The following is a 25,709-nucleotide window of genomic DNA, read 5'->3' as shown; positions in this document are numbered from 1 at the left end:
CGTCACGCCAACGGGTCCGGTACTCCGAGGACCTGCTCGAGCTGGGCCGCGACCGCATCCAGGTCCTGGCCGATCGTGTCCGGGCTGCCGGATTCCAGCAGGCGCCGGATATCGGCCCGTGCCGCACGTACGGCGTCGCGCAGGGCGAGCGCCCGTTGTTGCGCGGACTCGTCCGGGGCCGTCGGCTCCAGAGCGGTCAGACGATCCTCGAGCGCGGTGATCCGGCTCTCCGTGATGTTCCAGCCGCCGGCGGCTTCTTCCGGCGACGGCTGCGAGCGGAGTTCCGGGATGAGCACGCGCGCGAACCATGCCACCTCTTCCTCGGCGGACGCGAGATCGGCTCGCCAGTCCCGGCGGTGGCTCGCCCTGACGAGAAGCGGAACGCCGACGGCGAGTGCGACCAGGATCGCCCCCAGCGTCCACCACAACCAGGTGGGTGTGCCGTCCGCCTCGGCCGACGTGGGCTGGACCGACGGCGAACTGGTCGGAGGCGGGCCTACCGGGGTTGCCGCCTCAGTCGGAGCGATGGTCTGCTCGGGATCCGAGGTCGGTTCCTGCGCAGGCTGCGTCGGCGACGGGGCCGCCTCGGTGCGGCTCGGTGGTGGCGCAGGCTGGGTCGGCGAGGGGGCTGCCTGGGGTACCGAAGACCGGGGGGACTCCGGTTCGGAGGTGGCCGTGGTCTCCTCGCGTTCCGGCGACCGGGTGCGCTCCGGCTCGGAAGTGGTCGTGGTCTCCTCGCGTTCCGGTTCGGAGGTGGCCGTGGTCTCCTCGCGTTCGGGCGACCGGGTGCGGGTGGGTTCGGCGGTGGCCGTCTCCTCGCGGTCCGGTGAGCGGGTGGGGTCCGGGAGCGTCGCCGTCGGCGACGCCACCGATCGCGTCGACGTCGGAGCCGGCCGGTCGGCCGATCCGGTGTCTCCGCAGGATCCGAGCAGCAGGACGGCCACCGCCAGACCAGCTGCTCGCACCATCAGCGGCACCGGAACGGCCTCCGTTCCCTGGTCACCCTCTGGCGCGTACTACTTGCCGTCTTCACTGCCGTCGCCGCCCGCGGCGCGGGCGTCGCGCTCGATCTCGGCGGTGTCGGCCTTCAGTTGCTTCGCCTCGGTCTTCTTCGCACGCTTCATCGCCCGCTCGACCTTGGCGCCCATGTCCGAGACGCCGACGACCACGAGCCCCGCTTGGCCGGCGTCGAGATGCTCGCCGAGCTCCTTGAGGTCGCCGCGGCTCATGCCCGCCGCCGCATGGCCTGCCACCGACCCCAGGACCGCACCGCCGGCCGTCGTGGCCGCGAGCAGTCCACCGCCGATCGCTGCGAACGGGAACAGCGCCACGACCAACCCGGTCGCCAGCCCTACGCCACCGCCGAGCACCCCTCCGGCCCGGGTGGGTGTCTCGTGCTTGCGGGCGATCTTCACCTTGCCGTCATCACGTCGCTCGATGACGGCCGCGTCGTACGCGTCGATCAGTCCGGCATCGGTGTGCAGCTTCTTGACGACCTCGTAGTCCGCTTCCGCGTCGCGCAGATCGTCGTAGACCCCGACGTAGGCGATAAATGTGTCGATCGCCATCTGAGTTTCCCCCTTGTCGGCTCGTCCTGTCCGAACGAACATCGCACCTCGGCCGCGCCCCGGCCTCATCCACCTGGGGCGATATTCGGACGCTCCGTCTAAGGTGATCCCGGTTCGTCCGGGTGAGGGAGCGTCATGCGTCGGGTGCTGGTTGCTGCTGGGGTTGTGGTGTTGTTGTGCGTCGCGGGCTGTGGTGAGGACCAGCCAGTTGCGGCTACGTCGTCGAGCGCGCCGAGTGTGGTGACGCCTACTGCGGTGCCGAGTGCTCCGGTGGCGAGTACTCCGCCGGCGACGGCCAAGCCTGCACGGTTGACGGTCGCCGCGGCAGGAGAGCGGTACCTGGCGGTGACTCGGCCGTACAACGTGGCGTTGGAGCGGTTCGAGAAGGCCGCCAACAGTGGGGCGTCGGTGGCGACGCTGCAGGCGCGGGCGCGGGCTGTTGCGGCGGCGAATCTCGCGGAGTCCAAGGCGCTGCGGTCGATCGCTTGGCCGACCAAGGTGTCGGCCCAGATCCAGGCGCTCGCGCGTGCCGACGCAGCCGCCCGGCCGCACTGGCTGCGGGTGGCGGCGGCGGACAGCCTCTCGGAGATGGCCCGCAACGTGAAGCTCGCCTCTGCGGAGAGCGGCAAGGCGCCGGCCGCCGAGATCCGCCGGCTCCTCGGCCTGCCGAAGTACGACGAGAAGGACTACAGCTGACTTTGTCGGTGCTGCCGGGCAGGATTCCTGCATGGCGGTTCTGAGTGCGAAGGCAGTCAATCGGGCGACGCTTGCGCGGCAGCTGTTGGCGGAGCGGTCCGACGTGTCCGCGGCCGAGGCTGTCGGGCGGCTGGTGGGGATGCAGGGGCAGGAGCCCAAGCATCCGTACGTCGGGTTGTGGTCCCGGGTCGACGGGTTCGCCGAGGAGGACCTGGATCGGGCGGTCGAGGATCGCTCAGTGGTGCGAGCGACGTTGTTCCGCGGCACGCTGCATCTGGTGACCGCCGAGGACTACCTGCGGTTCAGGACCACCCTGGCGCCGGTGCTCGAGGCGGGGTTGAAGATGCTCAAGGAGCGCGGCGAAGGGCTCGAGCCGGACAAGGTCGTGAAGGCCGCGCGGAAGTTGCTGGCCAAGGAGCCGCTGACGTTCACCGAGGTGCGGGACGCGTTGCAGAAGGAGTTCCCGGCGGTGAACGAGCGGGCGCTCGGGTTCTGCACGCGGATGATGGTGCCGCTGGTGATCCACCCGACCGGCACCCGCTGGAGCTGGCCCGCGAACGCGCGCTTCACCCCGGCCGAGGAGTGGATCGGCGGGAAGCTGCACCCGAAGCCCGAGGCGGAGGAGCTCGTCGTCCGCTACCTGGAGGCGTTCGGCCCGGCGACACCCGCGGACTTCCAGACCTGGTCCGGCCTGCCGAAGGCGAAGCCGCTGTTCGACGGCCTCGAGCTCGAGGAGTTAACCGACGAGGCCGGCAAGACGCTGTACGACGTACCGGACGGGCCGCGGCCGGATCCCGACACGCCGGCGCCGGTCCGGTTCCTCCCGGAGTTCGACAACCTGCTGCTCGCGCACGCCAAGCGGGAGCGGATCATCGCCGACGAGCACAAGCCGGCGGTGTTCACCAAGAACCTCCGGGTCAAGGCGACGTACACCGTGGACGGCCTGGTCGCGGGCCTGTGGACGGCCGTGGCGAAGCGTGGTGCGGCGACTCTCACGCTCACGCCGTTCGGGCGGACGACGAAGAAGACGCTGGCCGAGCTGGAGCGCGAGGGAGCAGGGCTGCTGCGGTTCCTGGAGCCGGATGCGAAGACCCATGAGGTGGTTACGGCCGGTTGATGAGGTAGTTGTCACACGTCGGATGACTGGGCCGGAACCCCTCGGCCCGGTGGAATGGACAGATGAGCACAGTCCCCACCACCACCCTGGACAACGGCGTCGAGATCCCGCAGCTGGGCCTGGGGGTCTGGCAGATCGAGGACGACCTCGTCACCGACGTCGTGTCCGCCGCGTTCGAGACCGGCTACCGGCACATCGACACGGCCGCGATCTACGGCAACGAGGCCGGCGTCGGGCGGGCGATCGCCGCGTCCGGCCTGCCCCGCGACGACCTCTTCATCACCACCAAGCTGTGGAACAGCGACCAGGGCTACGACACCACCCTGGCGGCGTTCGACAAGAGCCTGGAGCGGCTCGGCCTCGAGTACGTCGACCTGTACCTGATCCACTGGCAGTCGCTGAAGAAGGACAAGTACGTCGACACCTGGAAGGCGTTCGAGCAGCTGTACGCCGACAAGCGGATCCGCGCGATCGGGGTGTCGAACTTCCACGAGCCGGCGCTGCGGCGGCTGTTCGAGGAGACCACGATCCGGCCGGCGGTGAACCAGATCGAGCTGCACCCGGCGCTGCCGCAGGACGAGCTACGCGCGTTCAACGCGGAGAACGACATCGTCACGCAGGCCTGGAGCCCGCTCGCGCAGGGCGAGTTGCTCGGTCAGCCGGCCCTGAAGACGCTGGCCGACAAGCACGGCAAGACGCCGGCCCAGGTCGTCATCCGCTGGCACCTGCAGCTCGGCAACGTGGTGATCCCGAAGTCGAAGACGCCGAGCCGGATCCAGGAGAACTTCGAGGTCTTCGACTTCCAGCTCGACAACGACGACATGGCCGCGATCGCCGACCTCGAGACCGGCGTCCGCACCGGCGGCGACCCGGACACCTTCGGCTGAGGCGTGCCCGAGGCGAGCTAGGCCAGCTCCAGGAAGCGGGCCAGGACCGGGGAACGGTTGTCCGGCGACCAGGCGATGGACAGTTGCCAGGGTGGTAGGTCGTCGGACAACTCGCGGTAGACGACCGCGTCCGGGTTCGACGGCGGGGTCGGTCCGATCAGCAGCGAGACCCCGAGTCCGGCAGCCACCAGCGACACGATCGTCTGCACGTCGGCCGCCTCCTGCTCGATCCGCGGAGTGAACCCGGCCGCGCGGCAGTAGCCGACGATCGAGTCGTGGACGACGGGTCCGCTCAACCGGGTGTAGAAGACGAACGGGTCCTCCGCGAGCTCCGCGAGCCGGATCCGCTTCCGCCGTACCAGCCGATGTCTTGCCGGAAGTACGGCGACCAGCGAGTCGTTCGACACCACCCGCGTCAGCAGGCCGTCCATCCTCCCGGCCGTGGCCCGGGCACCTTCCGGGGTCGTCGGACGCATCAGCCCGACGTCGATCCGGCCGTCCCGCAACGCCTCGGTCTGCCGGATCGTCGTCACGCTCTCCAGATCCAGCACGACCTCCGGGTACGCCTGCCGGAACGTGCCCAGCAACCGCGGCAGCACCTCGAACGTCGCCGACTGCACGAACCGCAGGCGCAAGGTCCCCAGCTCACCCCGCTGCGTCCGCTGCGCGGTCCGCACCGCCTCGTCGGACCGCCGGAGCAGGTCCTGCGCATCGGCCAGGAAACTCTCGCCGGCCGCGGTCAGCACGAACCGGCGCTTGACCCGGGCGAACAACTCGACGCCCAGGTCCCGCTCCAGCGCGGCGATCTGCCGGCTGAGTGACGGCTGGGTCAGGTGCAGCCGTACGGCGGCCCGGCCGACGTTCATCTCCTCGGCCACCACCACGAACGATCTGAGCTGGCGGAGTTCCATACCTCCGATCATGCACCAGACACATCAACTCTGCGAGCAGATTTCATTGGACGCATGAAGGAGTGAGTTCTTACCGTCGAAGGGACGAAAGGAAACACCGTGATCTACGTCCCCTACAACGTGCTCAAGACCATCCACGAAGAGACCCACTCGGCGTTCCCGAACGCCCCGGTGATCCCGCAGGCGCCGCAGCGTCCGCGCCGGCACCCGATCCGCGCCGTACGGCGTGCGCTGCGGGGCCGGGCCGTGCAGCCGCGTCCCACGCTGGCGCTGGTGACCGGTGCCGATCACGAGCTGTGCGAAGCTGAGCTTCGTGATCGAGGTTCGAAGGTTGCGGGTGCTGCGCGCGCTTGCTGATCACGGCACCGTGACCGCGGCCGCCGAGGTGCTGCACCTGACGCCCTCGGCGGTCTCGCAGCAACTGGCAGCCCTGGAGACCGAGGTCGGCCAGGAACTGCTCGAACGCCGCGGCCGACGCGTCGCGATAACCTCGGCCGGGCGCCTGCTGCTCGCCCACACCGACACGATCCTCGCGGAGGTCGAGCGGGCCGAGGAGGCGATGCGGCTGCACGCGAACGGCGCGACCGGCGAGGTCCGGGTCACCGCGTTCGCGACGGCGATCACCTTGCTGGTCGCGCCCACCCTGGCCCGCCTGCGCGAGACCAACCCCGGCCTCGACCTCGTCGTCCGTGATGCCGAAGGCCACCAGGGCGTCACCCAGCTGCTCGACGGCGACGCCGACATCGCCATCGCCGTCGAGCACCGCGGTTCCCCCCGCGCGGACGACCAGCGCCTGGTCCGGATCCCCTTGTACGCCGAGCCGTTCGTCGCCGTACTGCCGCCGTCCCACCCGGCTGCCGCGGCCGACGTGATCGAGTTGCCGATGCTCGCCGGGGACGACTGGGTGATGCCGTCGCCCGGCAACCCGATCCGCGATGTCGTCCTGCTGGCCTGCGAACAGGCCGGCTTCCAGCCTCGCGTCGTCCATCAGTCCGACGACTTCCGCGCCGTCGCCGCCCTGGTCGCGGCCGGGGGTGGCGTCTCCCTCGTCCCCCGGCTCGCCGTCCCTGCGCAGGCGGTCGTCCGGCCGTTGACCGAGCCCGTGCCCACCCGCCGCGTCTACGCCGCCGTGCGCTCGAGCCGGGCCGATCACCCGCTCGTCACCGCGACTCTCGCCGTACTGACCGAGGTCGCCGAGAAGCTGTGATCCGGCTCAGCTGAGCCGGTCGGCCGCCGTACGGGCCAGCTTCTCGAAGTTGGACGCCTTCACCCCGTCGCCCATCTCGCGGAAGGCGAGCACCGAGACGACGGCGCCGTCGCGGGTGACGGCGTACGGGAAGCCGCCCGGCTCGCTGCCCGGGTCGGACGGGAGCGGGCAGTCGTACCAGCGCAGGATGACGGTCGCGTCGCCGACCGGCAGCGTCCGGTTCTCGGTCAGCTCGCGGGCGTGCGTCGGCGCGGGATCGAGCGCCTTGCAGGACTTGATCGTCGCGACGATCTTCGCCGCTTCGGCACCGCGGACGGCGTCTCCGCCGGCTCCGGAAGCGACCGCTCCGCCGACGGCGGCGTCGTCGTGACCCTCACCGTCGACTGCCCGGCCAGGGCCGAGTTGGTTGGAACTCAGTTGGCGATCACCACCGTGCGGCGGATCACCGACTCGTCGGCGACGGCCTGCAGGAGGTAGGTGGCGACGTCGGCGCGGGTCATGCTGAAGCCGCCGCGGACGGTGCCTTCGGTGTTGCTGCGGATCCGGCCCTTCGGCGCGGCGTTGGTCAGCCGGGGCGGGCACACGATCGTCCAGTCCAGGTCGGCCGGCTGGACCAGCTCCTCCATCCGCCGGGAGTCGGTGAGCGAGTCCTTCAGGACCCGGCCGAGGATCGGCTTCACGACGTACTTCGTGAACGGATCGTCTCCGGTGGTGTGGATCGCGGCGGCGCTGACCACGAGCAAACGCCGTACGCCGGTCTGACCCATCGCCTCGACCATGCTGCGGGTCCCGTCCGCACAGACAGTCGTCGGCCCACGCCCACGCGGCCCCAGCGCCGACAGTACGGCGTCCTGCCCGGAGATCACCGAAGCGATGGCGGCCGGGTCCATCACCTCCGCACTCACCACCTCGAGCGCACCGCCGTGCGCTCCAACCCCCGCCGGCACCTGCACGTCGACCGTCGAGCCTTCCCGCACGACCGCAGTCACCTCATGCCCAGCCGCCAGCGCCTGCCGCACCAACTCGGTTCCGATCCGGCCCGACGCCCCGAACACCACGAGTTTCATCGTCTCCGCCTCCAGGTTAGTAAACACTCACTAACCATGGTTAGTGAACACTCACCAACCTGTCAAGGTAGGCTGCCTGCAGGCGAGAGGAGGTCCGGTGGGCACCAGGGACGACATCCTGGACGCGGCCGCGGAGGTGATGCGGACGCAGGGCTACGCGCGCGCGACGACCAAGTCGATCGCGCAGGTCGCGGGCTACTCCGAGGCTGCGCTCTACAAGCACTTCGCCGACAAGACCGCGATCGTGCTCGCAGTGTTCAACGAACGGCTTCCCGATCTGGCGGAGTCGCTGATGGCACTCATCACCAGCGCCGGCAGCGGCACGGTGCGCAGCAACCTGACCCTGCTGGCCCGCACCGCGATCGACTTCTACGCGGAGAGCTTCCCGATCATGGTCTCGCTGTTCTCCTCCCGGGACCTGCTCGCCACCCACCGGGTCCGGATGCACGAGCTGAACGCCGGTCCGCACAAGGCGCAGGAGGGCCTGGTCGCCTATCTCCGAGCGGAGCAGAAGCTCGGCCGCGTCCGCCGTACCGCCGACCTCTCAGCCGCCGCGGCATTGCTCTTCGGCTCCTGCTTCCAACGCGGCTTCGAGATCAACTTCACCGGCGCCAACCCGACCGAGGCCGAGCTCGACACCTTCGCAACCGCCCTCGCCAAGACCCTCTACGAGTCCCTCCGTCCGGCAAGATAACGGCGGCGGCCGTCGAGGCCTACGGTGGAGATGCGGGCGATGAGGGTGCGGGGGACGTAGCGGGCCGCGACGGTGAGGAGTTTGTAGCGGCGGGTCGGGATCGAGATCGCCTTGCCGCGCATCAGGTCCTGCCAGGCGGCGTCGACCATGTCGGCCGCGTCCAGCCACATGAACGACGGGATGACCGACTTGTCCATCCCCATCCGGTCGTGGAACTCGGTGTGCACCAGCCCCGGGCACAGCGCCATCACCGCGACACCCTTCGAGTGCAGCTCGGTCGCCAGCCCGGCGGAGAACGTCGTCACCCACGCCTTGTGCGCGTTGTAACTGCCCCGCTGCAGGAACCCGGCGATCGACGACACGTTGATCACCGCACCCGACCCGCGCTCGATCATCGGCAGTACGGCGGCATGCGTCAGCCGCAGCACCACCCGGACCAGCAGGTCGAACTGCTTCTCCTCGACCTCGACGGGGTTCGCCCAGAACGGCTTCTTCTGCCCGAACCCGGCGTTGTTGACCAGCACCTCGATCGGCCCGGACCGGAACCGCTCCTCCACCTTGGCCAGGTCGTCCGGGTCGGTGAGGTCGGCCGGCAGCACCTCGCAGGCGACGCCGTGCAGCCGGGTGAGCTCGGAGGCCGTCTCCTTCAGCCGCGCCTCGTCCCGCGACACCAGCACCAGGTCGTAGCCCTCCAGCGCCAGCTTGTCCGCGAACGCCCGGCCGATCCCGGTCGCCGGCCCGGTGATGAGCGCAGTCGCCACGTTCTCGCATCCTCCCGTCGATGACAGTTCCCAGTCTGTCACTACTCTGGACGGGTGCTGGCGGACATCGACACCTGGGTGCTGGATCTCGACAACACGCTCTACCCGGCGGGCTCGGCGCTGGCCGAGCAGGTCACGCACGGCATCCTGTCGTCGGTGGCCGAGTTCTACGGCACCGACGTGGCCGGCGCCCGGCGGATCCAGGCCGAGCTGGTCGCGCAGTACGGCACGTCGCTGCGCGGCGCGATGACGACGCGGGACATCGACCCGCACGAGTTCCTCAGCTTCGAGCGGCGGATCGACTACACCGTGCTCAGCCCGGACCCGACCCTCGCCAAGGCGCTCAGCGCGCTCCCGGGACGCCGGTACGTCTACACGAACGGCTCGTCGTACCACGCCGAGCAGGCGCTCCGGCAGCTCGGCCTGACCGCCTGCTTCGACGGCATATTCGACATCCTCGCCGGCGACCTGATCCCGAAGCCGTACGAGGAGAGCTTCGACGCCTTTCTGGCCCGCTTCACCGTCGATCCGGGGCGCGCCGCCATGTTCGACGATCTCCCGGTCAACCTCGAGGTTCCGCGGGCCCGGGGCATGGCGACGATCCTGGTCGACGGTGCGGTCGGTACGCCGTACGAGGAGATCAGCCCGCGGCACTGGCGGGTCAGCGAGTTGGCGGCCTTCCTTCACTCCTTGACGGCGCCCGCGGTCAGGCCCTCCACGATGTAGCGGCTGGCGACGGCGAACAGGATCATCGTCGGCACGATGCTCAGTACGGCGGCCGCCGACATCGAGCCCCAGTCGATGTTGTAACTGCTGATGAACCCGTTCAGCGCCGCCGGGATCGTCTTGTTGCTGTCGCTGTTCAGCAGCGTCACCGACAGGAACAGCTCGTTCCAGCAGTTCACGAAGTTGAAGATGTACGACGCCGCGATCCCCGGCGTCATCACCGGCACCAGCACCCGGAACAACGCGGACAGCCGCGAGCACCCGTCTACCATCGCGGCCTCCTCCAGCGAGGCCGGCACGTTCTCGAAGAACCCGCGCAGCATCACGGTGCACAGCGGGATCGACATCGCGACGTACACCAGGACCAGGCCCCAGCGGTTGTCGACCAGGTACATCCGGGTCATCAGGATGTAGAGCGAGCCGAGCGCGATGAACCCGGGGATCATCTGCGTCACCAGGAACGCGCCCATCACCGCGCCCTTGGAGACGAACTCGAACCGCGCCAGCACGTACGCCGACAGCAGTGAGACCACCGTGGCCAGCGCGGCGGCGACCGTGGACACGATCAGGCTGTTGCCGACGAAGACCCCGAAGTTCGACGTGCCGAACAGGCCGCGGTAGTTCTCCAGCGACCAGGCGCTCGGCCAGTACCTCAACGGGTAGGCGAAGATCGTGCCCGGGTCCTTGAACGACGTGATCAGGATCCAGTACAGCGGGAACACCGTGAAGAGCAGGCAGATCCCGAGCCCGCCGAACTTCACGATCCGGCCGGCCAGGGTTTCGGAGCGGATCATCTGAGTGCCTTCCTGGGCCGGATCGCCATCAGGTAGAAGACGGCGAACAGCAGCAGCACGAACACGACCATCACGCCCATCGCCGAGGCGCGTCCGTAGTCACCCTCCTGGGTCACCTGGATCATGTACGACGTCACGATGTGCGTCTCGTTCGCGGGGCCGCCGCCGGTCATGCCGAAGATCAGCTCGGGTGAGTTGAAGATCCAGATCACCCGCAGCAGCACGGTCAGCGCCAGCGTCGTCCGGATCGACGGAATGGTGATGCTGAACAGCGTCCGGACCTTGCCGGCGCCGTCGATCGCGGCCGCCTCGTACAACTCCTCCGGCACCGACTGCAGGGCCGCGAGGATCATGATCGCGAAGAACGTCACGCCGTACCAGACGTTCGCGACGATGACCGCGAACATCGCGTACCGGGCGTCGGCCAGCCACGGCACCGGGGTGTCGATCAGGTGCGTCTTCATCAGCAGGTCGTTGACCACGCCGAACTCGCCGTTGAACATCCAGCGGAACAGGATGCCGATCAGGAACCCGGACACCGCCCACGGGAAGAACACCAGCGCCTGGTACGTCCCGCGGAACCGGAACTTCCGGCGCAGCCAGAGCGCCATCGTGAAGCCGATCAGGAACTGCGGGACCAGCGAGCCGACCACCCAGACGACTGAGTTCTGCACCGTGCCGCGGAACATCTCGTCGTCCAGCAGCGTCCGGAAGTTGTCCAGGCCGACCCACGACGTGTCCGAAAGGTCGTTCAGGTTGTAGTTCCGGAACGCCATCTGGATCCCGCTCAGCAGCGGGTAGTAGGTGAACAACCCGACGAACACCAGCGCGGGCAGCATGAAGGCGAACAGCACCAGCGCGGTCCGCCCGGTGAACCGCTTCCTGCTGACCGGCCGCCTGGTCGCGGGTGGCTGCACAGCCGGCCGGTCAGTTTCCGTCAAAGCCATCTGCTCAGTTCCCGGCCCACTTCTTCGTCCAGTACTCGTCCCAGCTCTTCAGGATCTCGGCCGGCTGGGCCTTCCCGGTGATCAGCTTCTGTACGTCGGCATCGGCCTTGTTGCCCCACTCCGTCGACCACGGCACGCCGCGCGGCTGCGTCACCACGACGTAGGTGTCCGGCGACTCGTTCATCGCCACGTACGACGCCCATGGGCCGTCCTTGAAGAACGGGTCGTCGGCCGCCGACTTCAGGATCGGCACCAGGCTGTTCTCCTTCGAGAACGTCATCGCGGAGTCGCCGGAGGTCAGGAACTTCACCAGTTCGACCGCCTCCTTCTTGTGCGTGCTGCCCTGCGCGACACCCCAGCCTGCGTTCGCCAGCGGTTGAGCCGCCTTCCCGGTCGGTCCGACGGGCAGCGGCGCCGTACCCCACTGGTCTTCTTTGATCGTCTTGGACTGCTTGACGGTCGCAATGACTTCGGGGTCCTGCAGCAGGAAGCCCGTCGTACCGGAGGTGAAGCCCTGCACCATCTCCGGGTAGCCCCAGCTGACCGAGGACGGCGGGGCAGCGTTCTTGAACAGGTCGACGTACAGGTTGAGCGCGTCGACCGCCTTCGGCGACGAGAAGATCGTCTTGCCGTTGGTCAGCTTGAACGCGTTGTCCCGGTTGATGTCGTCGATCACGTAGCCGGAGATGACCGCGATCGCGTTGCCGCCGGCGCCGAGGCCACCGCGGAACGAGTACCCGTAGACGTTCTTGGACGGGTTGTTGATCTTCTTCGCCTGCTCGACCAGCTCGGCCCAGCTCTTCGGCGCGCCGCCGAACCCGGCCTGCTGGACCAGGTCCTTGCGGTAGAACAGCGACAGGCCGTAGAAGCCGTACGGGACCATGTACGACTTGCCGCCCTCCTGGGCGACCTTGAGCGCGTTCGGGGTGAGTGCCTGCAGGCCGTCCCAGCCCTTCAGGTCGGGCGCCATGTCGTAGATCCACTTGTTGGTCGAGAACGGCCCGACCGTGGTGTCCCGCACCTCGAGTACGTCGACACCCTTGCCGGACTGCAGCATCTGCTGGATCTTTTGGTCCGCCTGGTTGGTCGGCGGCGAGATCAGCTGCACCTTGATCCCGGAGTTCTTCGCCTCGAAGTCGGCGATCAGCTTCTTCAGCAGCGTGGTCCGGGTCGGGTTGGTCAGGCTCTCGACCATCTGCAGCGTGACCTGGCCGTCGGCCTTCTCGGCGGGGCCGGGACCGCAGGCGGTGAGCAGCAGCGCGGCGGCCGTCGCCGCGGCGGCGAGCGGTGCGAACATCGTGCGTGGCCGGTGGGGCATGGCACGTCTCCTCAGGGGATGTGGGCCAGGGGATGACTGGAGGGCATCAGATGATTTTGGCCTGACATCTGATGAATCGGTCGACCGTTCCTGCACCCTAGCGACCGGCACGCGGGAACGACAAGATGTTGGCGAGAATGTGACCACGAGTGGTCTGAGGACTTACTCTTTTAGGTGGAGACCCGAGGAGGTGGCAGATGGCAGCCACGGACAAGGCCCTGGCCGGCCTGCGCCAGATGATCGCGTCCGGCGAGCTCGGGCCGGGCGCCAAGTTCCCGCCGGAGCCCGAGCTGTGCGACCACCTCGGCGTGTCCCGCAGCTCGCTGCGCGAGGCGGTCCGGTCGCTGGCCGCGCTCGGCGTGATCGAGTCCCGGCACGGCTCCGGGACGTACGTGTCGGCGCTCGACCCGGCCGAGATCATCAGCCGGTTCTCACTCTCGGTCGAGCTGATCCCGCTCGAGGGCGTGCTCGAGCTGATGGAGGTACGGCGAGTGCTCGAGGCGCACGCCACCGCGGCGGCCGCCGCCCGCCAGGACCCGGACCTGGAACGGCGACTGAGCGACATCCTGGACAAGCTGGAGGCGACCACGGACGCCACCGAGATCCAGATCCTGGATGCCGAGTTCCACGGCGCGATCTGCACGGCCGGCGGCAACCCGACCGTCACCGCCCTGACCGGCGTGATCCGGGGTCGCGGCGGCCACTACCGCATCTTCGAGCCGGGCGCGGACTTCGACGCGATCAAGCAGACCAGCGACCGCGGCCACCGCGCGATCCTGGCCGCCATCGCCCGTCGGGACCCGGCGGCCGCAGCCACCGCCGCCTCCGCCCACATCGCCCAGACCGAGCTCTGGCTCCGAGCCCTCCGCCCCGAACCACAGGTCGAACCCACGAGCTGACTGGCACGAATTTTCTCAAGACTGTCGAGATCTTGCGCAGTGCTGTCCCTCTGCATAACCTCCAGGCGCCGGTTGTTCGTCTGGAGGGGATCCGCCAATGTCCCGATCACGCCTACGTGCCGTCGCCGTCGTCCTGACCACCGCCTTGCTCGGAGCCGTTCTCGTCACCCCCGCTGAGGCAAGTCGCCCGGCCCCACGGATCACCCGCGCCGGACTCGATCCCGCCTTGGTCGCCGGTCGCGGCGCGGACGCCGCCTTCGTCGAGCAGGAAGCCGAGAACGCCTTCCACACCGGCGAGAAGCTCGGCCCGAGTCGCGAGGCCTACACGCTCCCCGCCGAGGCTTCCGGACGGACCGCCGTACGACTGACCTCGACGCAGTACGTCGAGTTCACGCTGACCGAGCCGGCCAACGCCTTGACCCTGCGCTACAGCATCCCGGACGCGCCCGCCGGCGGCGGGATCCAGGCTCCGCTCGACGTGACCGTGAACGGCAAGCACCGGCAGACGATGACGCTGACATCGGAGTACGCCTGGCTGTACGGCATGTATCCGTTCTCGAACGACCCGAACGTCGACCCGATCCCCGGCTGGTGGAAGCCCGAGCCGGACCCGGTCGCGAAGCCGTTCCGGCCGAACCACTTCTACGACGAGCAACGCCTGCTGCTCGGCCGGACCTACCAGGCCGGCGACCGGGTCCGGTTCGCCGTACCGCGGAACACGCCCGCCGCCTGGTACGTGCTCGACCTCGCCGACTTCGAACTGGTCGGCGCACCGAAGCACCAACCGCGGAAGTCGCTGTCGGTGCAGTGGTTCGGCGCCGACCCGACCGGGCGGCGCGACGCCGCGCCCGCGATCGAGCGGACGATCGCCGCGGCCAAGAAGATCGGGTGGTCGGTGTTCATCCCGCCGGGCACGTACCAGGTCAACCGGCACATCGTGGTCGACCAGGTGACCGTCCGCGGCGCCGGCAACTGGTGGACGATCATCAGGGGCAAGGTCCTGCCGCTGCCCGAGCCCGCGCCGGACAAGTCGGTGCACAGCGCACCCGGCTTCTACGGCAAGTACGCCGCGGACGGCGGCAGCACCCGCGTCCACCTGGCCGACTTCGCGATCGAGAGCGACGTCCGGGAACGGATCGACACCGACCAGGTGAACGGGATCGGCGGCGCCATCGGCGGTGGCTCGGTCATCGAAGGCCTCTACCTGCACCGCACCAAGGTCGGCATCTGGCTGGACGGCCCGATGGACGGGCTGCTGATCCGGAACAACATCATCACCGACGCGATCGCCGACGGGATGAACCTGCACCTCGGCGTCTCGAACGTCCGGGCGACGAACAACTTCGTCCGCAACAGCGGGGACGACGGGCTCGCGATGTGGTCGGAGGCCAACCCGGACGGCCTGGTCAACCACGACAACGTCTACGACCACAACACCGTCCAGACGCCGGTCCTGGCGAACAACATCGCCATCTACGGCGGTCGCGACAACGCCGTCACCGACAATCTCGTCGCCGATCCGATCCGCGAGGGCTCCACTCTGCATGCGGGCTCGCGGTTCAACTCGACGCCGTTCGAGGGGACGCTGACGTTCGCCCGCAACACCACCGTGCGCGGCGGACCGCGGGACCTGAACTGGGACCTCGGTCTCGGCGCGATCTGGCTGTACGCGCTGCAGTCCACGATGTCCGGGCGGATCGAGATCCGGGACAGCGCGTTCCTGGACTCGACGTACAACGCGATGCTGTTCGTCGTCGACTGGCCGGTGAAGGACACCTACGCGATCGAGAACGTTGCGGTGAGCAACATCAAGGTGGACGGCACCGGGACCAACGTGGTCAACGCCCGGGTCGGCGGCTGGGCGACCTTCGAGAACGTCGACGCCCGCAACGTCGGCGCGCCGTTCGTCAACAACTGCGGCACGTTCCAGTTCGACGGCACGCCCGAGTTCGAGGTACGCCTGCTGTCTGGCAACGACGGCGGCTGGACCGGCGCGACCTGGTGCGAGGACCGTCCGGCCGTCGTACCGCCCCCGCCGCCTGCTCCCTGGAACTGATGGTGTCGCGCTAGTGTCGGGGGCATGCGCGGACACGCTCAGCGGTTGACGGGGCTCGGGACGACGATCTTTGCGGAGATGTCGGCCCGGGCGGTGGCGACGAACTCGGTCAACCTCGGGCAGGGGTTTCCGGACCGGGACGGGCCCGACTCGCTGCTCGAGGACGCGATCAGCGCGATCCGGGCCGGCGCGAACCAGTACCCGCCGGGCCGCGGCGTACCGGCGTTGCGGCAAGCGATCGCCGATCACCAGAAGCGGTTCTACGACCTGTCGTACGACCCTGACACGCAGATCCTGGTGACCACGGGCGCGACCGAGGCCGTCGCCGCCGCGCTGCTCGCGTACGTCGAGCCGGGTGACGAGGTGATCGCTCTCGAGCCGTACTACGACTCCTACGCCGCCGGCATCGCCTTCGCCGGCGGCCGCCGCGTCCCGGTCACGCTGCGCGCGCCGGACTTCCGCCTCGACCTCGACGAGCTGCGGGCCGCGGTCACCGCGCGTACGAAGGTCCTGCTGATCAACTCGCCGCACAACCCGACCGGCACCGTCCTCACCGACGACGAACTGCGCGGCATCAGCAGCATCGCGATCGAGCACGACCTGGTGGTCATCACCGACGAGGTCTACGAACACCTCGCGTACGACGGACTCCAGCACCGCCCGCTGGCGTCGTACGACGGAATGGCCGAACGCACCGTGTCGATCAGCAGCGCCGGCAAGACGTTCGCCGTCACCGGCTGGAAGATCGGCTGGGTCACCGCGAGCCCCGACGTGGTGACCGCAGTGACCACTGCCAAGCAGTTCCTCACCTTCACCTCCGGCGCGCCGTTCCAGCCCGCCGTCGCCGGTGCGCTTGCCCTAGGCAACGAGTATTTCGACGGCCTGCGCGCCGACCTGCAGTCCCGCCGCGACCTGCTCTGCGACGGCCTCGAGGAGCTCGGCTTCGGCGTCCACCGCCCGCAAGGCACCTACTTCGTCACCACCGACATCCGCCCCCTCGGCCACACCGACGGCATCGACTTCTGCCGCATGCTCCCCGAACGCACCGGTGTCGTAGCCATCCCCCACCAGGTCTTCTACGACAACACCGCCTCCGGCCGCCCCCTGGTCCGCTGGGCCTTCTGCAAACAACCCGAAATCCTCCAAGAAGCCCTAACCCGCCTCCAAAAACTCTGACGGCCCGGTGTGTGGATGGCGCAGGACAGCCGCCGGTTGCTTGTGGCATACTTGCGGTAGCTCGCCAGGTGCTGCTTGGCGAGAAGTGAAGCTGGGATTCCCACCGGATGATGGGGCCCAGCTTTCGCGCTTTCTAGCGGACCGCGATGTGATGGACGACGACCATCTCGGACAACGCCAGCAGCCACCTCGGCTCCCCAAGGTTGGCCGCCGTCACGGCGCCTGCGACCGCATCCGGCAGCCAGAGCATCGGTTCCTGCAGTGGTCGCGCGAACTCGACCGAGGTTCCCCTCGACAACAGGCTCTTGTCGCGGGCACTGTCGACCAGGCTGCGATCCCGATTGTCCTGTGACGGCGCACGCGACTCGAGGCAGATCTCGCTGACGCCAAGCTGATCCAGCTCGTAGAACAGACGCTCGAGGCAGCAACGCCTGGCACGCTCCTGCTTCAGCCGGTGCACAGGCGAGCCGACCACGACGATGGCCACGACCCCCAGCCCGGCGACGGTCTCGGCGATCAGATCCCTCCGCTTGGCGGACTCAGCCACCCAGTGGAGCCGTACGGCGCTCATCGATTGCGCCTTCGTCCATCCACAGGGTTGACGGGGCAGATGGTTCGGGGCGTGGGGTTTCTGCTACTTCGGCAGGAAGTGGGCGAGGGTTTGGGGGTCTCTGGCTATTGCTGTGGTGTTGTCGTCGGCGGTGACGCGACGCCGGCTTCGTCGAGGGCCTTGGTGGCGGCTCGGCATTTCGAGCAGGCGGGGTTGATCCAGATCTCCACGGAGTGCAGTCCTTCGGTCAGCGGTGGTGGAACCAGAGCTTGGTGGGTTGCTGGAGCATCAGGACCAGCAGCGTCGCGTGGATGGCGAGGCCGAGGATGCTGTTGGGAAGGGCCATCAGGCCGCCGGCGATGCCGGTCGCGGCGACGGCGATGAGCATGTAGCGCGCCCAAGCGCGGCGTTTGCGGATGTAGACGGCCGGGAGGATGTACGCGACCGCGCAGACCAGGATGACCGCGACGACCAGGCCCTTCGCGTCCTTGGAGCCGGCGACGACCTCGGCGACCTGCTCGCCTGCGGAGGTGAGCGTCAGGCCGCCAAGGAGGACGCACAGGGCACCGAGGCCCAGCGAGATCACCGAGGCGATGGTCACCTGCTTCGGCGGGCCTGGTTGCTGAGCGTAAGGACTCTGTCCAGCGCCGTACGACGGCTGCGGTCCGGGAGCGGGCGGACCTCCGGGTGTGCCGAAGACGCCCTGGTACGGACCGGGGCGGTCGTCGCCGGCGTTGTTGCCCTGCTGCTCGGTCATGCCTCGAAGAGTTCCTTCCACCAGATCAACTCCGATCCTCGCAGATCGGCCAAACCTCACCACTCAGAACGCGGTGACGACCCGGATGTCGAGTGGGGAAGGCCCCCGAGCTGCGCAGGTCATCGGCGGTCAGCCCCGCGCCGGGGACGCGGGCCGCAGGGGCAACCGGACCTACAGCCAACTGATGTCGGGCCCAGGCCTGTCGCGCTGCTTGGAGCCGATCCGTTGACGGAGGAACGTCAGCACGTGCTGTAGCTGCACGAACGTCGTGCGGCACTCGCTCGAGGGCTACGCCTCGGCATCAGGCTCCACGTCCGCGTCTTCTACGGACAAGAACCGCTCCAGCTCGCAAGGCGACGGATCACAGTCGAACAGTCTCTTGCGTTCTGGCCCACGCCAGCGACTTGACGTTGCTCGGGGCAAGCTTGCTCCGAGTCCTTCGACGCAGCGTTGAGCACCTGAGCACACTCCGCTGAGTACATTGATCGATCCGGCTGATACGTCCGCGCGACCGCCCCGCGTCCTTGACAATCCCCCGCGCTGGTGGTGCCGTCGAAGCAGGATTCGCCATGCTCACAAGCGATCCGGGGGGACACGTCGGCCGTCGGCTGCGCCCTCCCCGATCGGAGAGGGGAGCACAGATGAGCAAGAAGCGACTATCCATGGTGGGGGCGGGCCTGATCGCTCTGCTGCTGGCCACCGCAAGCCTCCTGCAGCCGTCGGCGGCGCAGGAACCACCACCGCCGATCGCGACGGAGATCCTGAGTCCGCGGTCGGTATTCACGGACAACGTAGATCTGAAGTTCAAGGTGAAGCTGTCCGGCCAGTCGACCAAGGTCGTGAACCTGAAGGATCCATCGCGGACCGTGACAGCGAAGTTCACCATCCAGCCTGGTGCGAGGTTCCCCTGGCACACTCACTACGGTCCCGTGATCGTCAACGTCGTCGCGGGGGAGCTGGTCTACGTCGATTCGGAAGACTGCGTCGAGCGTCCGTACCCCGCGGGGACCGCGTTCGTCGACCTCGGCCACGGTCACGTTCACACCGCGTTCAACCGCACTGGCGGGGTGACCGTGCTGATGGGCACGTTCTTCGAAGCACCAGCGGAGGGATCGCTGCTGATCCCTGCGGAGCCCGGCTGCTGAACGCATGCGCGATGCCCAGCGCGACGGAGAGCACGTCGCGCTGGGCTCTGATCCCGCGCGTCCGGGACAGTTCGCCGTTTCCTCGCCGTGCTGTCCGCGATGACGCGCGTTGTTGACCGGTGCCAGCCCTATATTCGGGGCCATGTCACAGAAACGGGTCGCCGCGCTGGGCCTGCTCATGGCCCTTGTGGTGGGGCTGACCGGCTGCAGCGCTGACGCGGAAACGAGCGAGTCGGTCGAGCCATCGGCGGCGCCGACATCGGTCCCGTCGCCAACTGCGACGTACGATTCGCCCAGTCCCTCTGTCAAACCGCTCGGTCCGATCACACCGAGCGGTCAGCCCACGGCGACGGTCCCACCATCACCACTGCCCGCCGTCGGTGCCGCGTGCCTGCAGCCGTCCGACCGGGCACGCCGCGTAGTCATTCCAACGAGTTCCGGCGCACAGCTCACCGCTGCCTTGCTGGGTGGTGGGCGGCGCGGTGTGGTCCTTGTCCATCAATCCGACGGGGACCTGTGCCAGTGGCTTCCCTACGCCCGAGAACTGGCCCGCGCCGGCTACCTCGTACTCGACCTCGACCTGACGACATCTGGCTACGTGCAGTACGAAGGCGTGCAAGCCAATCCGCTCGGTCTGTCCGTCTCGGCGGCTGCAGGCTATCTACGCAAGCAGGGTGCGGCCGCGGTCGTCCTCGTCGGCGCCTCGATGGGCGCGAACGCGTCACTGGCCGCCGCTGCCATCACCACACCCCGCGTCGCCGCAGTGGTCAGCCTGTCTTCCCCGGCGGAGTACAACGGTATCGACGCCCGCACCGCGGCAGGCATGCTCCGCGTGCCGGTGCTCTATGGCGCAGCAGCAGACGACGGTGAGTTCGGCACGGCCGGAAGACTGTTGCATGCGGCAACCAAATCGCAGAAAGCGCTCCACATCGTGCCCGGCGCTTTGCACGGTGTCGCCCTGATCGGCCAGGACGGCGATCCGACCCTACGGCGTGCCGTCGGCGCTTTCATCGCCACGCACACGCGCTGAGATCCCCGTGCCCGCGAACGATCCACTCGTACTGTAGCTCGGTCGTCCCGGAATCTCAGAACGCAACGGCCGGGCCCGGTCGGGGAACCGGGCCCGGCTGCGCCTGCCGACGGTGTCAGGCGCGGGCTACCTCGAGAGCGTCCTTGGCCTCGTTGAGAATCACCTGGACGGTGTCGCCGTCCCGGATCTCGCCGGCCAGCAGGCCGCGGGCCAGTTCGTCGCCGATCGCGGACTGCACGAGGCGGCGGAGGGGCCGGGCACCGTAGACCGGGTCGTAGCCGGTCATCGCGAGCCACTCCATCGCGCCGTCCTCGACGTCGAGCGTGATCCGGCGGTCGGTCAGCCGGCGCTGCAGCGCGGTGATCTGCAGGGCGACGATCTGGGTCAGCTCCTCGCTGCCCAGCGCGTCGAACAGCACGATCTCGTCCAGCCGGTTGATGAACTCCGGCTTGAACGACTGCCGCACGACCGCCATCACCTGGTCCCGCTTCACCTTGTCGTCCAGCGCCATATCGGCCAGGTACGCCGAGCCGAGGTTGCTGGTCAGGATCAGGATCACGTTGCGGAAGTCGACCGTACGACCCTGGCCGTCGGTCAGCCGCCCGTCGTCCAGCACCTGCAGCAGGATGTCGAAGACCTCGGGGTGCGCCTTCTCCACCTCGTCGAGCAGGATCACCGAGTACGGGCGCCGCCGGACGGCCTCGGTCAGCTGGCCACCCTCCTCGTACCCGACGTAGCCGGGCGGGGCGCCGACGAGCCGCGAGACGCTGTGCTTCTCGCCGTACTCGGACATGTCGATGCGGACCATGGCGCGCTCGTCGTCGAACAGGAAGTCCGCGAGAGCCTTCGCCAGCTCGGTCTTGCCGACACCGGTCGGGCCGAGGAACAGGAAGCTGCCGGTCGGCCGGTCCGGGTCGGAGATCCCGGCGCGAGCCCGGCGTACGGCGTCACTGACAGCCTTGACCGCCTCGCGCTGGCCGATCAGCCGGCGACCCAGCTCGTCCTCCATCCGGAGCAGCTTGCCGGTCTCGCCCTCGAGCAGCCGGCCGGTCGGGATACCGGTCCACATCGCGATCACCTCGGCGATCTCGGTCGGGCCGACCTCCTCGTTGACCATCGCGTCGGGACCCTCGGTGACCTCCGGCTCGGCGTCGGCCGCCTCCAGCTCCTTGGTGAGCTGCGGGATCTCGCCGTACAGGATCCGGGCCGCGGTCTCCAGGTCGCCGTCGCGCTGGGCGCGCTCGGCCTGGCCGCGCAACTCGTCGATCCGCTCCTTGATCTCACCGACCCGATTCAGGCCGGACTTCTCCCGCTCCCAGCGGGCCTCCAGCGCGCGCAGCTCCTCCTCGCGGTCGGCCAGATCGGCGCGCAGTCGCTCGAGCCGCTCCTGGCTGGACGGGTCCTCCTCGCGGGACAGCGCGAGCTCCTCCATCTTCAGCCGGTCGACGGTACGGCGCAGCGAGTCGATCTCGACCGGGGACGAGTCGATCTCCATCCGCAGCCGGGACGCGGCCTCGTCGACCAGGTCGATCGCCTTGTCCGGCAGCTGGCGACCGGTGATGTAGCGGTGGGACAGCGACGCGGCGGCGACCAGCGCGCTGTCGGAGATGGCGACCTTGTGGTGCGCCTCGTAGCGCTCCTTCAGGCCGCGCAGGATGGCGATCGAGTCCTCGACCGACGGCTCGCCGACGAACACCTGCTGGAAGCGGCGCTCCAGCGCCGGGTCCTTCTCGATGCGGGTCCGGTACTCGTCCAGAGTGGTCGCGCCGATCATCCGCAGCTCGCCGCGGGCCAGCATCGGCTTCAGCATGTTGCCCGCGTCCATCGAGCTGTCACCGGTGGCGCCGGCGCCGACGACGGTGTGCAGCTCGTCGATGAACGTGATGACCTGGCCGTCCGACTCCTTGATCTCGGTCAGCACGGCCTTCAGCCGCTCCTCGAACTCACCGCGGTACTTCGCGCCAGCGACCATCGCGCCGAGGTCGAGGCTGATCAGCCGCCGGCCGCGCAGCGACTCGGGCACGTCACCGGCCACGATCCGCTGGGCCAGCCCCTCGACGACGGCGGTCTTGCCGACGCCGGGCTCACCGATCAGAACCGGGTTGTTCTTGGTACGACGGGACAGCACCTGGACCACCCGCCGGATCTCGGAGTCCCGGCCGATCACCGGGTCGAGCTTGCCGTCCTTGGCCCGCTCGGTCAGGTCGACGCCGTACTTCTCGAGGGTCTTGGTGGTGCCCTCGGCCTCCGGGGAGGTGATCCGGCGGTTGCCGCGCATCTTGTCGAACGACTGCAGCAGCGCGTCGGCGGTCACGCCGAGCGCGGTCTTCGCGTTGCCCTCGACGGTCGCGAGCGAGATCAGCAGGTGCTCGGTGGAGACGTACTCGTCCCCGAGCCCGAGGGCCCGCTGCTCCGCCTGGTTCAGCACGTCGGTGGTCTTCGGCGACAGGCTCGGCGCCTGCACGCTGCCGCCGCTCGCCTTAGGCAGCCGGCGCAGGAACTCGGCGGTCCGCCGGCGTACGGCGTCGACGTCGGCGCCGGCCGCCTCGAGCAGGCCGACGGTGGTCCCCTCCGGCTGCGCGAGCAGCGCGGACAGTAGGTGAATGGGCTCCACGGTCGGGTTGCCCGCCGCGGAGGTCTGACGGATCGCGACCGACAGGGTCTCCCGGGCCAGCGTCGTCAACCGCTGAACGTCCATCTGGTTCCAGCCTTTCAAGCTCAGCCAACAGCAATCACTGGGTACAACCTATCCAAACTTGAGTCCATTCCACTCAACTTTGGAAAATCCTGGGGAGATCTCAGGGTTCACCTGGACAAACAGAACGGCTGGGGCGGCGTCGAGCTGCCCCAGCCGTCACAGACTGTCAGTACTGGTACGCGCCCGCGTCCCAGTGAGTTACGCCGGAGATACAGCGGCGTCGCAGGTATCCTTCAGCCAACCACCCTGGTAGTCAACCGCTCACTTTTTCGGTGAACTCCGAGGCCCGGATCCGGTACACCTGCAGCGTCAGGTCGTAGTACTTGTCCGTCTCCCCGACCCACTCCATACCCAGTCGGCCGGCGGTGGCGATCGCGCGCTTGTTGTTCGGCCGGGCGACCGCGAACATCTCGTCCACGTCGCCCTCCTTGAACGCCCAGCGCATCAGCGCATGGCTGGCCTCGGTCGCGTATCCGTTGCCCCAGGCACTGGGCCGCAGTTGCCAGCCGATCTCGAGGTCCTCCTCGTACGGCGGGAGCAGCCGGATCAGCAGGCCACCGACGACCTCGCCGTCCTCGCGGCGGGAGACCGCCCAGCGGCCGGCCGGCGGGACGAAGTTCGGCTGGGCCTCGATCCAGGCCTGCAGGATCGCGCGCATCGTGGCCGAATCGGTGACCTGGTCGATGGCCGGTGAGAGCCAGGGGGCCACGTCAGGAGAGCCGTAGATCTCGAGCGCGGCTTGTGCGTCGTCTTCTTCCCAGTCCCGGATCAGCAACCGGTCCGTCTGCAGGGTGAGCGTCACCCTGCCAGAGTAGGTCGGCGAGTGTGGCCAGACGAGAGAACCGCAGGGCGGTCCGGGGGAGGACCACCCTGCGGGGGCCGAAGGGCGCCCGGGGGGAGGGCGCGCCTTCGGCGGTGGAGACATCGGGGGGACGACGTCTCCACTGACCGGAGGCTCCGAAGGGGGAGTCGGACGCCTCCGGATTCATGGGCTCGAAAAGTCCGAACCCTGGTTTCGGTGAGCTCAGCACAACTGCCTGAGCCCAGGCTTTCTCAGCGGGGGCCCAGCTCCAAGGGCTGGGTCCTGATCCAGCGTGTCGTGGTCTGCTGCCGGCCCATGGCGATCACGTCGCCGGCCGGACCGGCCGAGAACACCCGGCTTCCGGTCGTCTGCCGGGACGCGCCGACACCGCGCTGGACTTCTGCCAGCAGCTGGTTGACCCGCTTGCGCAGATCCTCCACTTCGGACTGTAGCGCGAGGATGTGCCGAATTCCCGCCAGGTTCACACCCTCTTCCTGGGACAGGTGCTGCACGTACCTCAGCTTCGCCACGTCGTACGCCGAGTACCGCCGGCCGCGGCCGGACGCCCGGCTCGGCGTGACCAATCCGAGCCGGTCGTACTGGCGCAACGTCTGCGGGTGCATGCCGGCCAGCTGGGCCGCCACCGAGATCACGTAGATCGGGGTGCGGTCGTCCCAGGTCGGCACCTGGCTGAACGGGATGCCCATCACGAGCTCCCGAACAACCCGGCCCGCAGGTCAGGCTGGTCCGACGCGGAGCTGAACTCCTGCAGCTTGGCGCGCTGCTCGTCGCTCAGCTCGTGCGGAACCTGCACATCGAGGGTGAGCAGCAGGTCGCCCTTGGTGCCGTCCCGCCGGACCGATCCCTTGCCACGGACGCGCAGCTTGCTGCCGTTCGCCGTACCGGCGGGGATCCGGACCGTGACGGGCAGGCCGTCCAGGGTCGGCACCTTGATCTCGGCGCCCAGCGCGGCCTCGGTGAAGCTCACCGGGACGTTCAGCGTCAGGTGCTCGCCCTGACGGCCGAAGATCCGGTGCGGCTTCACGTGCACGGTGACGTAGAGGTCGCCCGCGGGGCCACCTCGTTCGCCGGCCGCGCCCTTGCCCTTCAGCCGGATCCGCTGACCGTCCTGCACGCCCGCCGGGATGCGGACCTGCATGGTCTTGCTCGACTGGCCGCGGCCGGAGCCGTGGCAGGTCTCGCACGGCTCGTCGACGACCAGGCCGCGGCCCTTGCACTCGGTGCACGGCTCGGTCATGGCGAACACGCCGCCCTGGACCGAGGTCTGCATGCCCGTGCCCTCGCACTTCAGGCAGACCTTGGGCACCGTCCCGTACTTCGCGCCGGTGCCACGGCAGGTCTTGCACGGCGCGTCGCTGGTCATCCGGAGCGCCACGGTGACACCGTTCACGGCCTCGGCGAACTCGATCGTCGCCTCGGTCTCGATGTCCGCGCCGCGCCGCGGGCGGGCCGTCGACGTGGTGGTCGTGGTCCGGCCACCACCGCCGAACATGCCGCCCAGGATGTCGCCCAGGCCGCCACCGGCCCCGCCGCCGGAGCCACTGCGGTTGAACAGGTCGCCGACGTCGAAGTTGAACCCGCCGCCCGAACCACCGCTGCCCGGCATCCGGAAGCCGCCGCTGCCGAACAGCCGGCGCGCCTCGTCGTACTCCTTGCGCTTCTTGGCGTCGCCGACGACGTCGTATGCCTCGGAGACCTCCTTGAACTTGGCCTCCGCGGTCGCGTCACCGGCGTTGGAGTCCGGGTGGTACTTGCGCGCCAGCTTGCGATAGGCCTTCTTGATCTCGTCGGCCTCGGCGGTCTTGGAGACGCCGAGAACCTTGTAGAAGTCCTTCTCGAGCCAGTCCTTCGTGCTCATCCGACGCCTCCCCTCCCGTCGTGT

General features: G+C 68.7%; 27 protein-coding genes. 13 read left to right on the top strand and 14 right to left on the bottom strand.

All coding sequences use genetic code 11. From position 1 onward, the window contains the following. Positions 1-2: 2 nt before the first annotated feature. The gene (locus tag AB0H36_RS01855; protein ID WP_360514795.1) at positions 3-968 is read right to left on the bottom strand and encodes a hypothetical protein; all 966 of its coding nucleotides are present in this window, start codon (positions 966-968) and stop codon (positions 3-5) included. A gap of 48 nt (positions 969-1,016) precedes the next feature. Continuing rightward, positions 1,017-1,568, bottom strand: a complete 552-nt coding sequence (locus tag AB0H36_RS01850) for a hypothetical protein (protein ID WP_360514792.1) — start codon at positions 1,566-1,568, stop codon at positions 1,017-1,019. Between the two features lie 135 nt (positions 1,569-1,703). Here AB0H36_RS01850 and AB0H36_RS01845 point away from each other — a divergent pair, with 135 nt between their 5' ends. The 3 genes from AB0H36_RS01845 to AB0H36_RS01835 all read left to right on the top strand — a co-directional run bounded on the left by AB0H36_RS01845 (position 1,704) and on the right by AB0H36_RS01835 (position 4,268). Next, positions 1,704-2,264 carry a hypothetical protein gene (locus AB0H36_RS01845; RefSeq protein WP_360514789.1) on the top strand — a complete coding sequence of 187 codons (561 nt, stop codon included), beginning with the start codon at positions 1,704-1,706 and terminating at the stop codon, positions 2,262-2,264. 31 nt (positions 2,265-2,295) lie between these two features. Beyond that, positions 2,296-3,381, top strand: a complete 1,086-nt coding sequence (locus tag AB0H36_RS01840; RefSeq protein ID WP_360514786.1) for a winged helix DNA-binding domain-containing protein — start codon at positions 2,296-2,298, stop codon at positions 3,379-3,381. Positions 3,382-3,443: 62 nt separating this feature from the next. Beyond that, positions 3,444-4,268, top strand: a complete 825-nt coding sequence (locus AB0H36_RS01835) for an aldo/keto reductase (RefSeq protein ID WP_360514783.1) — start codon at positions 3,444-3,446, stop codon at positions 4,266-4,268. Positions 4,269-4,285: 17 nt separating this feature from the next. On the opposite strand, the gene AB0H36_RS01830 is transcribed toward AB0H36_RS01835, so the two are convergent. Then, positions 4,286-5,179, bottom strand: a complete 894-nt coding sequence (locus AB0H36_RS01830) for a LysR family transcriptional regulator (protein WP_360514780.1) — start codon at positions 5,177-5,179, stop codon at positions 4,286-4,288. A 99-nt stretch (positions 5,180-5,278) separates the two neighbouring features. On the opposite strand from AB0H36_RS01830, the gene AB0H36_RS01825 reads away from it, so the two are divergent. The 3 genes from AB0H36_RS01825 to AB0H36_RS01815 are packed head-to-tail and all read left to right on the top strand — an operon-like array spanning position 5,279 to position 6,756. Next, entirely contained in the window at positions 5,279-5,536 is a 258-nt protein-coding gene (locus tag AB0H36_RS01825) for a hypothetical protein (protein WP_360514777.1), read from the top strand. Next, the gene (locus AB0H36_RS01820) at positions 5,493-6,386 is read left to right on the top strand and encodes a LysR family transcriptional regulator (protein ID WP_360514774.1); all 894 of its coding nucleotides are present in this window, start codon (positions 5,493-5,495) and stop codon (positions 6,384-6,386) included. Before AB0H36_RS01825 ends, AB0H36_RS01820 begins: the two co-directional genes overlap by 44 nt. A 49-nt stretch (positions 6,387-6,435) precedes the next feature. Further along, on the top strand, positions 6,436-6,756 hold the full coding sequence (locus AB0H36_RS01815; protein WP_360514771.1) for a hypothetical protein: 321 nt from the start codon (positions 6,436-6,438) through the stop codon (positions 6,754-6,756). A gap of 43 nt (positions 6,757-6,799) precedes the next feature. Here the strand turns inward: AB0H36_RS01815 and AB0H36_RS01810 are convergent, their stop codons facing one another. Further along, a complete protein-coding gene (locus tag AB0H36_RS01810) occupies positions 6,800-7,480 on the bottom strand; it encodes an NAD(P)H-binding protein (RefSeq protein ID WP_360514768.1) in 681 nt (226 codons plus the stop codon). Between the two features lie 70 nt (positions 7,481-7,550). Here AB0H36_RS01810 and AB0H36_RS01805 point away from each other — a divergent pair, with 70 nt between their 5' ends. Further along, positions 7,551-8,147 (top strand): helix-turn-helix domain-containing protein, encoded by a 597-nt coding sequence (locus AB0H36_RS01805; RefSeq protein ID WP_360514765.1) that lies wholly within the window; start codon positions 7,551-7,553, stop codon positions 8,145-8,147. Here the strand turns inward: AB0H36_RS01805 and AB0H36_RS01800 are convergent. Then, positions 8,120-8,908, bottom strand: coding sequence for an SDR family oxidoreductase (locus AB0H36_RS01800; RefSeq protein ID WP_360514762.1), 789 nt, complete (start codon positions 8,906-8,908; stop codon positions 8,120-8,122). The genes AB0H36_RS01805 and AB0H36_RS01800 overlap by 28 nt on opposite strands. 54 nt (positions 8,909-8,962) lie before the next feature. On the opposite strand from AB0H36_RS01800, the gene AB0H36_RS01795 reads away from it, so the two are divergent. Continuing rightward, positions 8,963-9,634: a pyrimidine 5'-nucleotidase gene (locus tag AB0H36_RS01795; protein WP_360514759.1), complete on the top strand. Its 672-nt coding sequence runs from the start codon at positions 8,963-8,965 to the stop codon at positions 9,632-9,634. Here the strand turns inward: AB0H36_RS01795 and AB0H36_RS01790 are convergent. The 3 genes from AB0H36_RS01790 to AB0H36_RS01780 are packed head-to-tail and all read right to left on the bottom strand — an operon-like array spanning position 9,592 to position 12,693. After that, entirely contained in the window at positions 9,592-10,428 is an 837-nt protein-coding gene (locus AB0H36_RS01790) for a carbohydrate ABC transporter permease (RefSeq protein WP_360514756.1), read from the bottom strand. The two genes, AB0H36_RS01795 and AB0H36_RS01790, sit on opposite strands and share 43 nt — an antisense overlap. Beyond that, positions 10,425-11,375 (bottom strand): sugar ABC transporter permease, encoded by a 951-nt coding sequence (locus tag AB0H36_RS01785; RefSeq protein ID WP_360514753.1) that lies wholly within the window; start codon positions 11,373-11,375, stop codon positions 10,425-10,427. Before AB0H36_RS01785 ends, AB0H36_RS01790 begins: the two co-directional genes overlap by 4 nt. Before the next feature lie 4 nt (positions 11,376-11,379). After that, positions 11,380-12,693, bottom strand: a complete 1,314-nt coding sequence (locus AB0H36_RS01780) for a sugar ABC transporter substrate-binding protein (protein ID WP_360514750.1) — start codon at positions 12,691-12,693, stop codon at positions 11,380-11,382. A 197-nt stretch (positions 12,694-12,890) separates the two neighbouring features. On the opposite strand from AB0H36_RS01780, the gene AB0H36_RS01775 reads away from it, so the two are divergent. From AB0H36_RS01775 to AB0H36_RS01765, 3 genes are all read left to right on the top strand, one after another. Continuing rightward, positions 12,891-13,592: an FCD domain-containing protein gene (locus tag AB0H36_RS01775; RefSeq protein WP_360514747.1), complete on the top strand. Its 702-nt coding sequence runs from the start codon at positions 12,891-12,893 to the stop codon at positions 13,590-13,592. Between the two features lie 97 nt (positions 13,593-13,689). Next, the gene (locus AB0H36_RS01770) at positions 13,690-15,648 is read left to right on the top strand and encodes a glycosyl hydrolase family 28-related protein (RefSeq protein ID WP_360514744.1); all 1,959 of its coding nucleotides are present in this window, start codon (positions 13,690-13,692) and stop codon (positions 15,646-15,648) included. Between the two features lie 24 nt (positions 15,649-15,672). Continuing rightward, positions 15,673-16,824 (top strand): pyridoxal phosphate-dependent aminotransferase, encoded by a 1,152-nt coding sequence (locus AB0H36_RS01765; RefSeq protein WP_360514741.1) that lies wholly within the window; start codon positions 15,673-15,675, stop codon positions 16,822-16,824. 133 nt (positions 16,825-16,957) lie between these two features. Here AB0H36_RS01765 and AB0H36_RS01760 read toward each other — a convergent pair whose 3' ends face one another. Further along, positions 16,958-17,395, bottom strand: a complete 438-nt coding sequence (locus tag AB0H36_RS01760; RefSeq protein ID WP_360514738.1) for a hypothetical protein — start codon at positions 17,393-17,395, stop codon at positions 16,958-16,960. A gap of 226 nt (positions 17,396-17,621) precedes the next feature. Beyond that, positions 17,622-18,131, bottom strand: coding sequence for a hypothetical protein (locus AB0H36_RS01755; RefSeq protein WP_360514735.1), 510 nt, complete (start codon positions 18,129-18,131; stop codon positions 17,622-17,624). A 641-nt stretch (positions 18,132-18,772) separates the two neighbouring features. Here AB0H36_RS01755 and AB0H36_RS01750 point away from each other — a divergent pair. After that, positions 18,773-19,276: a hypothetical protein gene (locus AB0H36_RS01750; RefSeq protein WP_360514732.1), complete on the top strand. Its 504-nt coding sequence runs from the start codon at positions 18,773-18,775 to the stop codon at positions 19,274-19,276. Positions 19,277-19,418: 142 nt separating this feature from the next. Beyond that, positions 19,419-20,306, top strand: a complete 888-nt coding sequence (locus AB0H36_RS01745) for a hypothetical protein (protein ID WP_360514729.1) — start codon at positions 19,419-19,421, stop codon at positions 20,304-20,306. Between the two features lie 115 nt (positions 20,307-20,421). On the opposite strand, the gene clpB is transcribed toward AB0H36_RS01745, so the two are convergent. The 4 genes from clpB to dnaJ form a co-directional block, all read right to left on the bottom strand. Continuing rightward, positions 20,422-23,004 carry an ATP-dependent chaperone ClpB gene (gene clpB / locus AB0H36_RS01740; protein ID WP_360514726.1) on the bottom strand — a complete coding sequence of 861 codons (2,583 nt, stop codon included), beginning with the start codon at positions 23,002-23,004 and terminating at the stop codon, positions 20,422-20,424. Between the two features lie 253 nt (positions 23,005-23,257). Further along, a complete protein-coding gene (locus AB0H36_RS01735) occupies positions 23,258-23,806 on the bottom strand; it encodes a GNAT family N-acetyltransferase (protein ID WP_360514723.1) in 549 nt (182 codons plus the stop codon). Between the two features lie 251 nt (positions 23,807-24,057). After that, a complete protein-coding gene (locus AB0H36_RS01730) occupies positions 24,058-24,513 on the bottom strand; it encodes a helix-turn-helix transcriptional regulator (protein WP_360514720.1) in 456 nt (151 codons plus the stop codon). After that, positions 24,513-25,685, bottom strand: coding sequence for a molecular chaperone DnaJ (gene dnaJ / locus AB0H36_RS01725; RefSeq protein WP_360514718.1), 1,173 nt, complete (start codon positions 25,683-25,685; stop codon positions 24,513-24,515). Before dnaJ ends, AB0H36_RS01730 begins: the two co-directional genes overlap by 1 nt. Between the last annotated feature and the right edge of the window lie 24 nt (positions 25,686-25,709).

The sequence above is a fragment of the Kribbella sp. NPDC050820 genome, from assembly GCF_040653975.1.
In the GTDB taxonomy this organism is placed as follows: Bacteria; Actinomycetota; Actinomycetes; order Propionibacteriales; family Kribbellaceae; genus Kribbella.
Note: the sequence above shows the minus strand (reverse complement) of the source record. Positions and strands in the feature narration are given on the sequence as shown.

Bases quoted from the DNA above. Each gene is read 5' to 3' on its own strand.
- AB0H36_RS01855 (WP_360514795.1), bottom strand. From the start codon at position 968: ATGGTGCGAGCAGCTGGTCTGGCGGTGGCCGTCCTGCTGCTCGGATCC.
- AB0H36_RS01850 (WP_360514792.1), bottom strand. From the start codon at position 1,568: ATGGCGATCGACACATTTATCGCCTACGTCGGGGTCTACGACGATCTG.
- AB0H36_RS01845 (WP_360514789.1), top strand. From the start codon at position 1,704: ATGCGTCGGGTGCTGGTTGCTGCTGGGGTTGTGGTGTTGTTGTGCGTC.
- AB0H36_RS01840 (WP_360514786.1), top strand. From the start codon at position 2,296: ATGGCGGTTCTGAGTGCGAAGGCAGTCAATCGGGCGACGCTTGCGCGG.
- AB0H36_RS01835 (WP_360514783.1), top strand. From the start codon at position 3,444: ATGAGCACAGTCCCCACCACCACCCTGGACAACGGCGTCGAGATCCCG.
- AB0H36_RS01830 (WP_360514780.1), bottom strand. From the start codon at position 5,179: ATGGAACTCCGCCAGCTCAGATCGTTCGTGGTGGTGGCCGAGGAGATG.
- AB0H36_RS01790 (WP_360514756.1), bottom strand. From the start codon at position 10,428: ATGATCCGCTCCGAAACCCTGGCCGGCCGGATCGTGAAGTTCGGCGGG.
- AB0H36_RS01785 (WP_360514753.1), bottom strand. From the start codon at position 11,375: ATGGCTTTGACGGAAACTGACCGGCCGGCTGTGCAGCCACCCGCGACC.
- AB0H36_RS01780 (WP_360514750.1), bottom strand. From the start codon at position 12,693: ATGCCCCACCGGCCACGCACGATGTTCGCACCGCTCGCCGCCGCGGCG.
- AB0H36_RS01775 (WP_360514747.1), top strand. From the start codon at position 12,891: ATGGCAGCCACGGACAAGGCCCTGGCCGGCCTGCGCCAGATGATCGCG.
- AB0H36_RS01770 (WP_360514744.1), top strand. From the start codon at position 13,690: ATGTCCCGATCACGCCTACGTGCCGTCGCCGTCGTCCTGACCACCGCC.
- AB0H36_RS01765 (WP_360514741.1), top strand. From the start codon at position 15,673: ATGCGCGGACACGCTCAGCGGTTGACGGGGCTCGGGACGACGATCTTT.
- AB0H36_RS01760 (WP_360514738.1), bottom strand. From the start codon at position 17,395: ATGAGCGCCGTACGGCTCCACTGGGTGGCTGAGTCCGCCAAGCGGAGG.
- AB0H36_RS01755 (WP_360514735.1), bottom strand. From the start codon at position 18,131: ATGACCGAGCAGCAGGGCAACAACGCCGGCGACGACCGCCCCGGTCCG.
- AB0H36_RS01750 (WP_360514732.1), top strand. From the start codon at position 18,773: ATGAGCAAGAAGCGACTATCCATGGTGGGGGCGGGCCTGATCGCTCTG.
- AB0H36_RS01745 (WP_360514729.1), top strand. From the start codon at position 19,419: ATGTCACAGAAACGGGTCGCCGCGCTGGGCCTGCTCATGGCCCTTGTG.
- clpB (WP_360514726.1), bottom strand. From the start codon at position 23,004: ATGGACGTTCAGCGGTTGACGACGCTGGCCCGGGAGACCCTGTCGGTC.
- AB0H36_RS01730 (WP_360514720.1), bottom strand. From the start codon at position 24,513: ATGGGCATCCCGTTCAGCCAGGTGCCGACCTGGGACGACCGCACCCCG.
- dnaJ (WP_360514718.1), bottom strand. From the start codon at position 25,685: ATGAGCACGAAGGACTGGCTCGAGAAGGACTTCTACAAGGTTCTCGGC.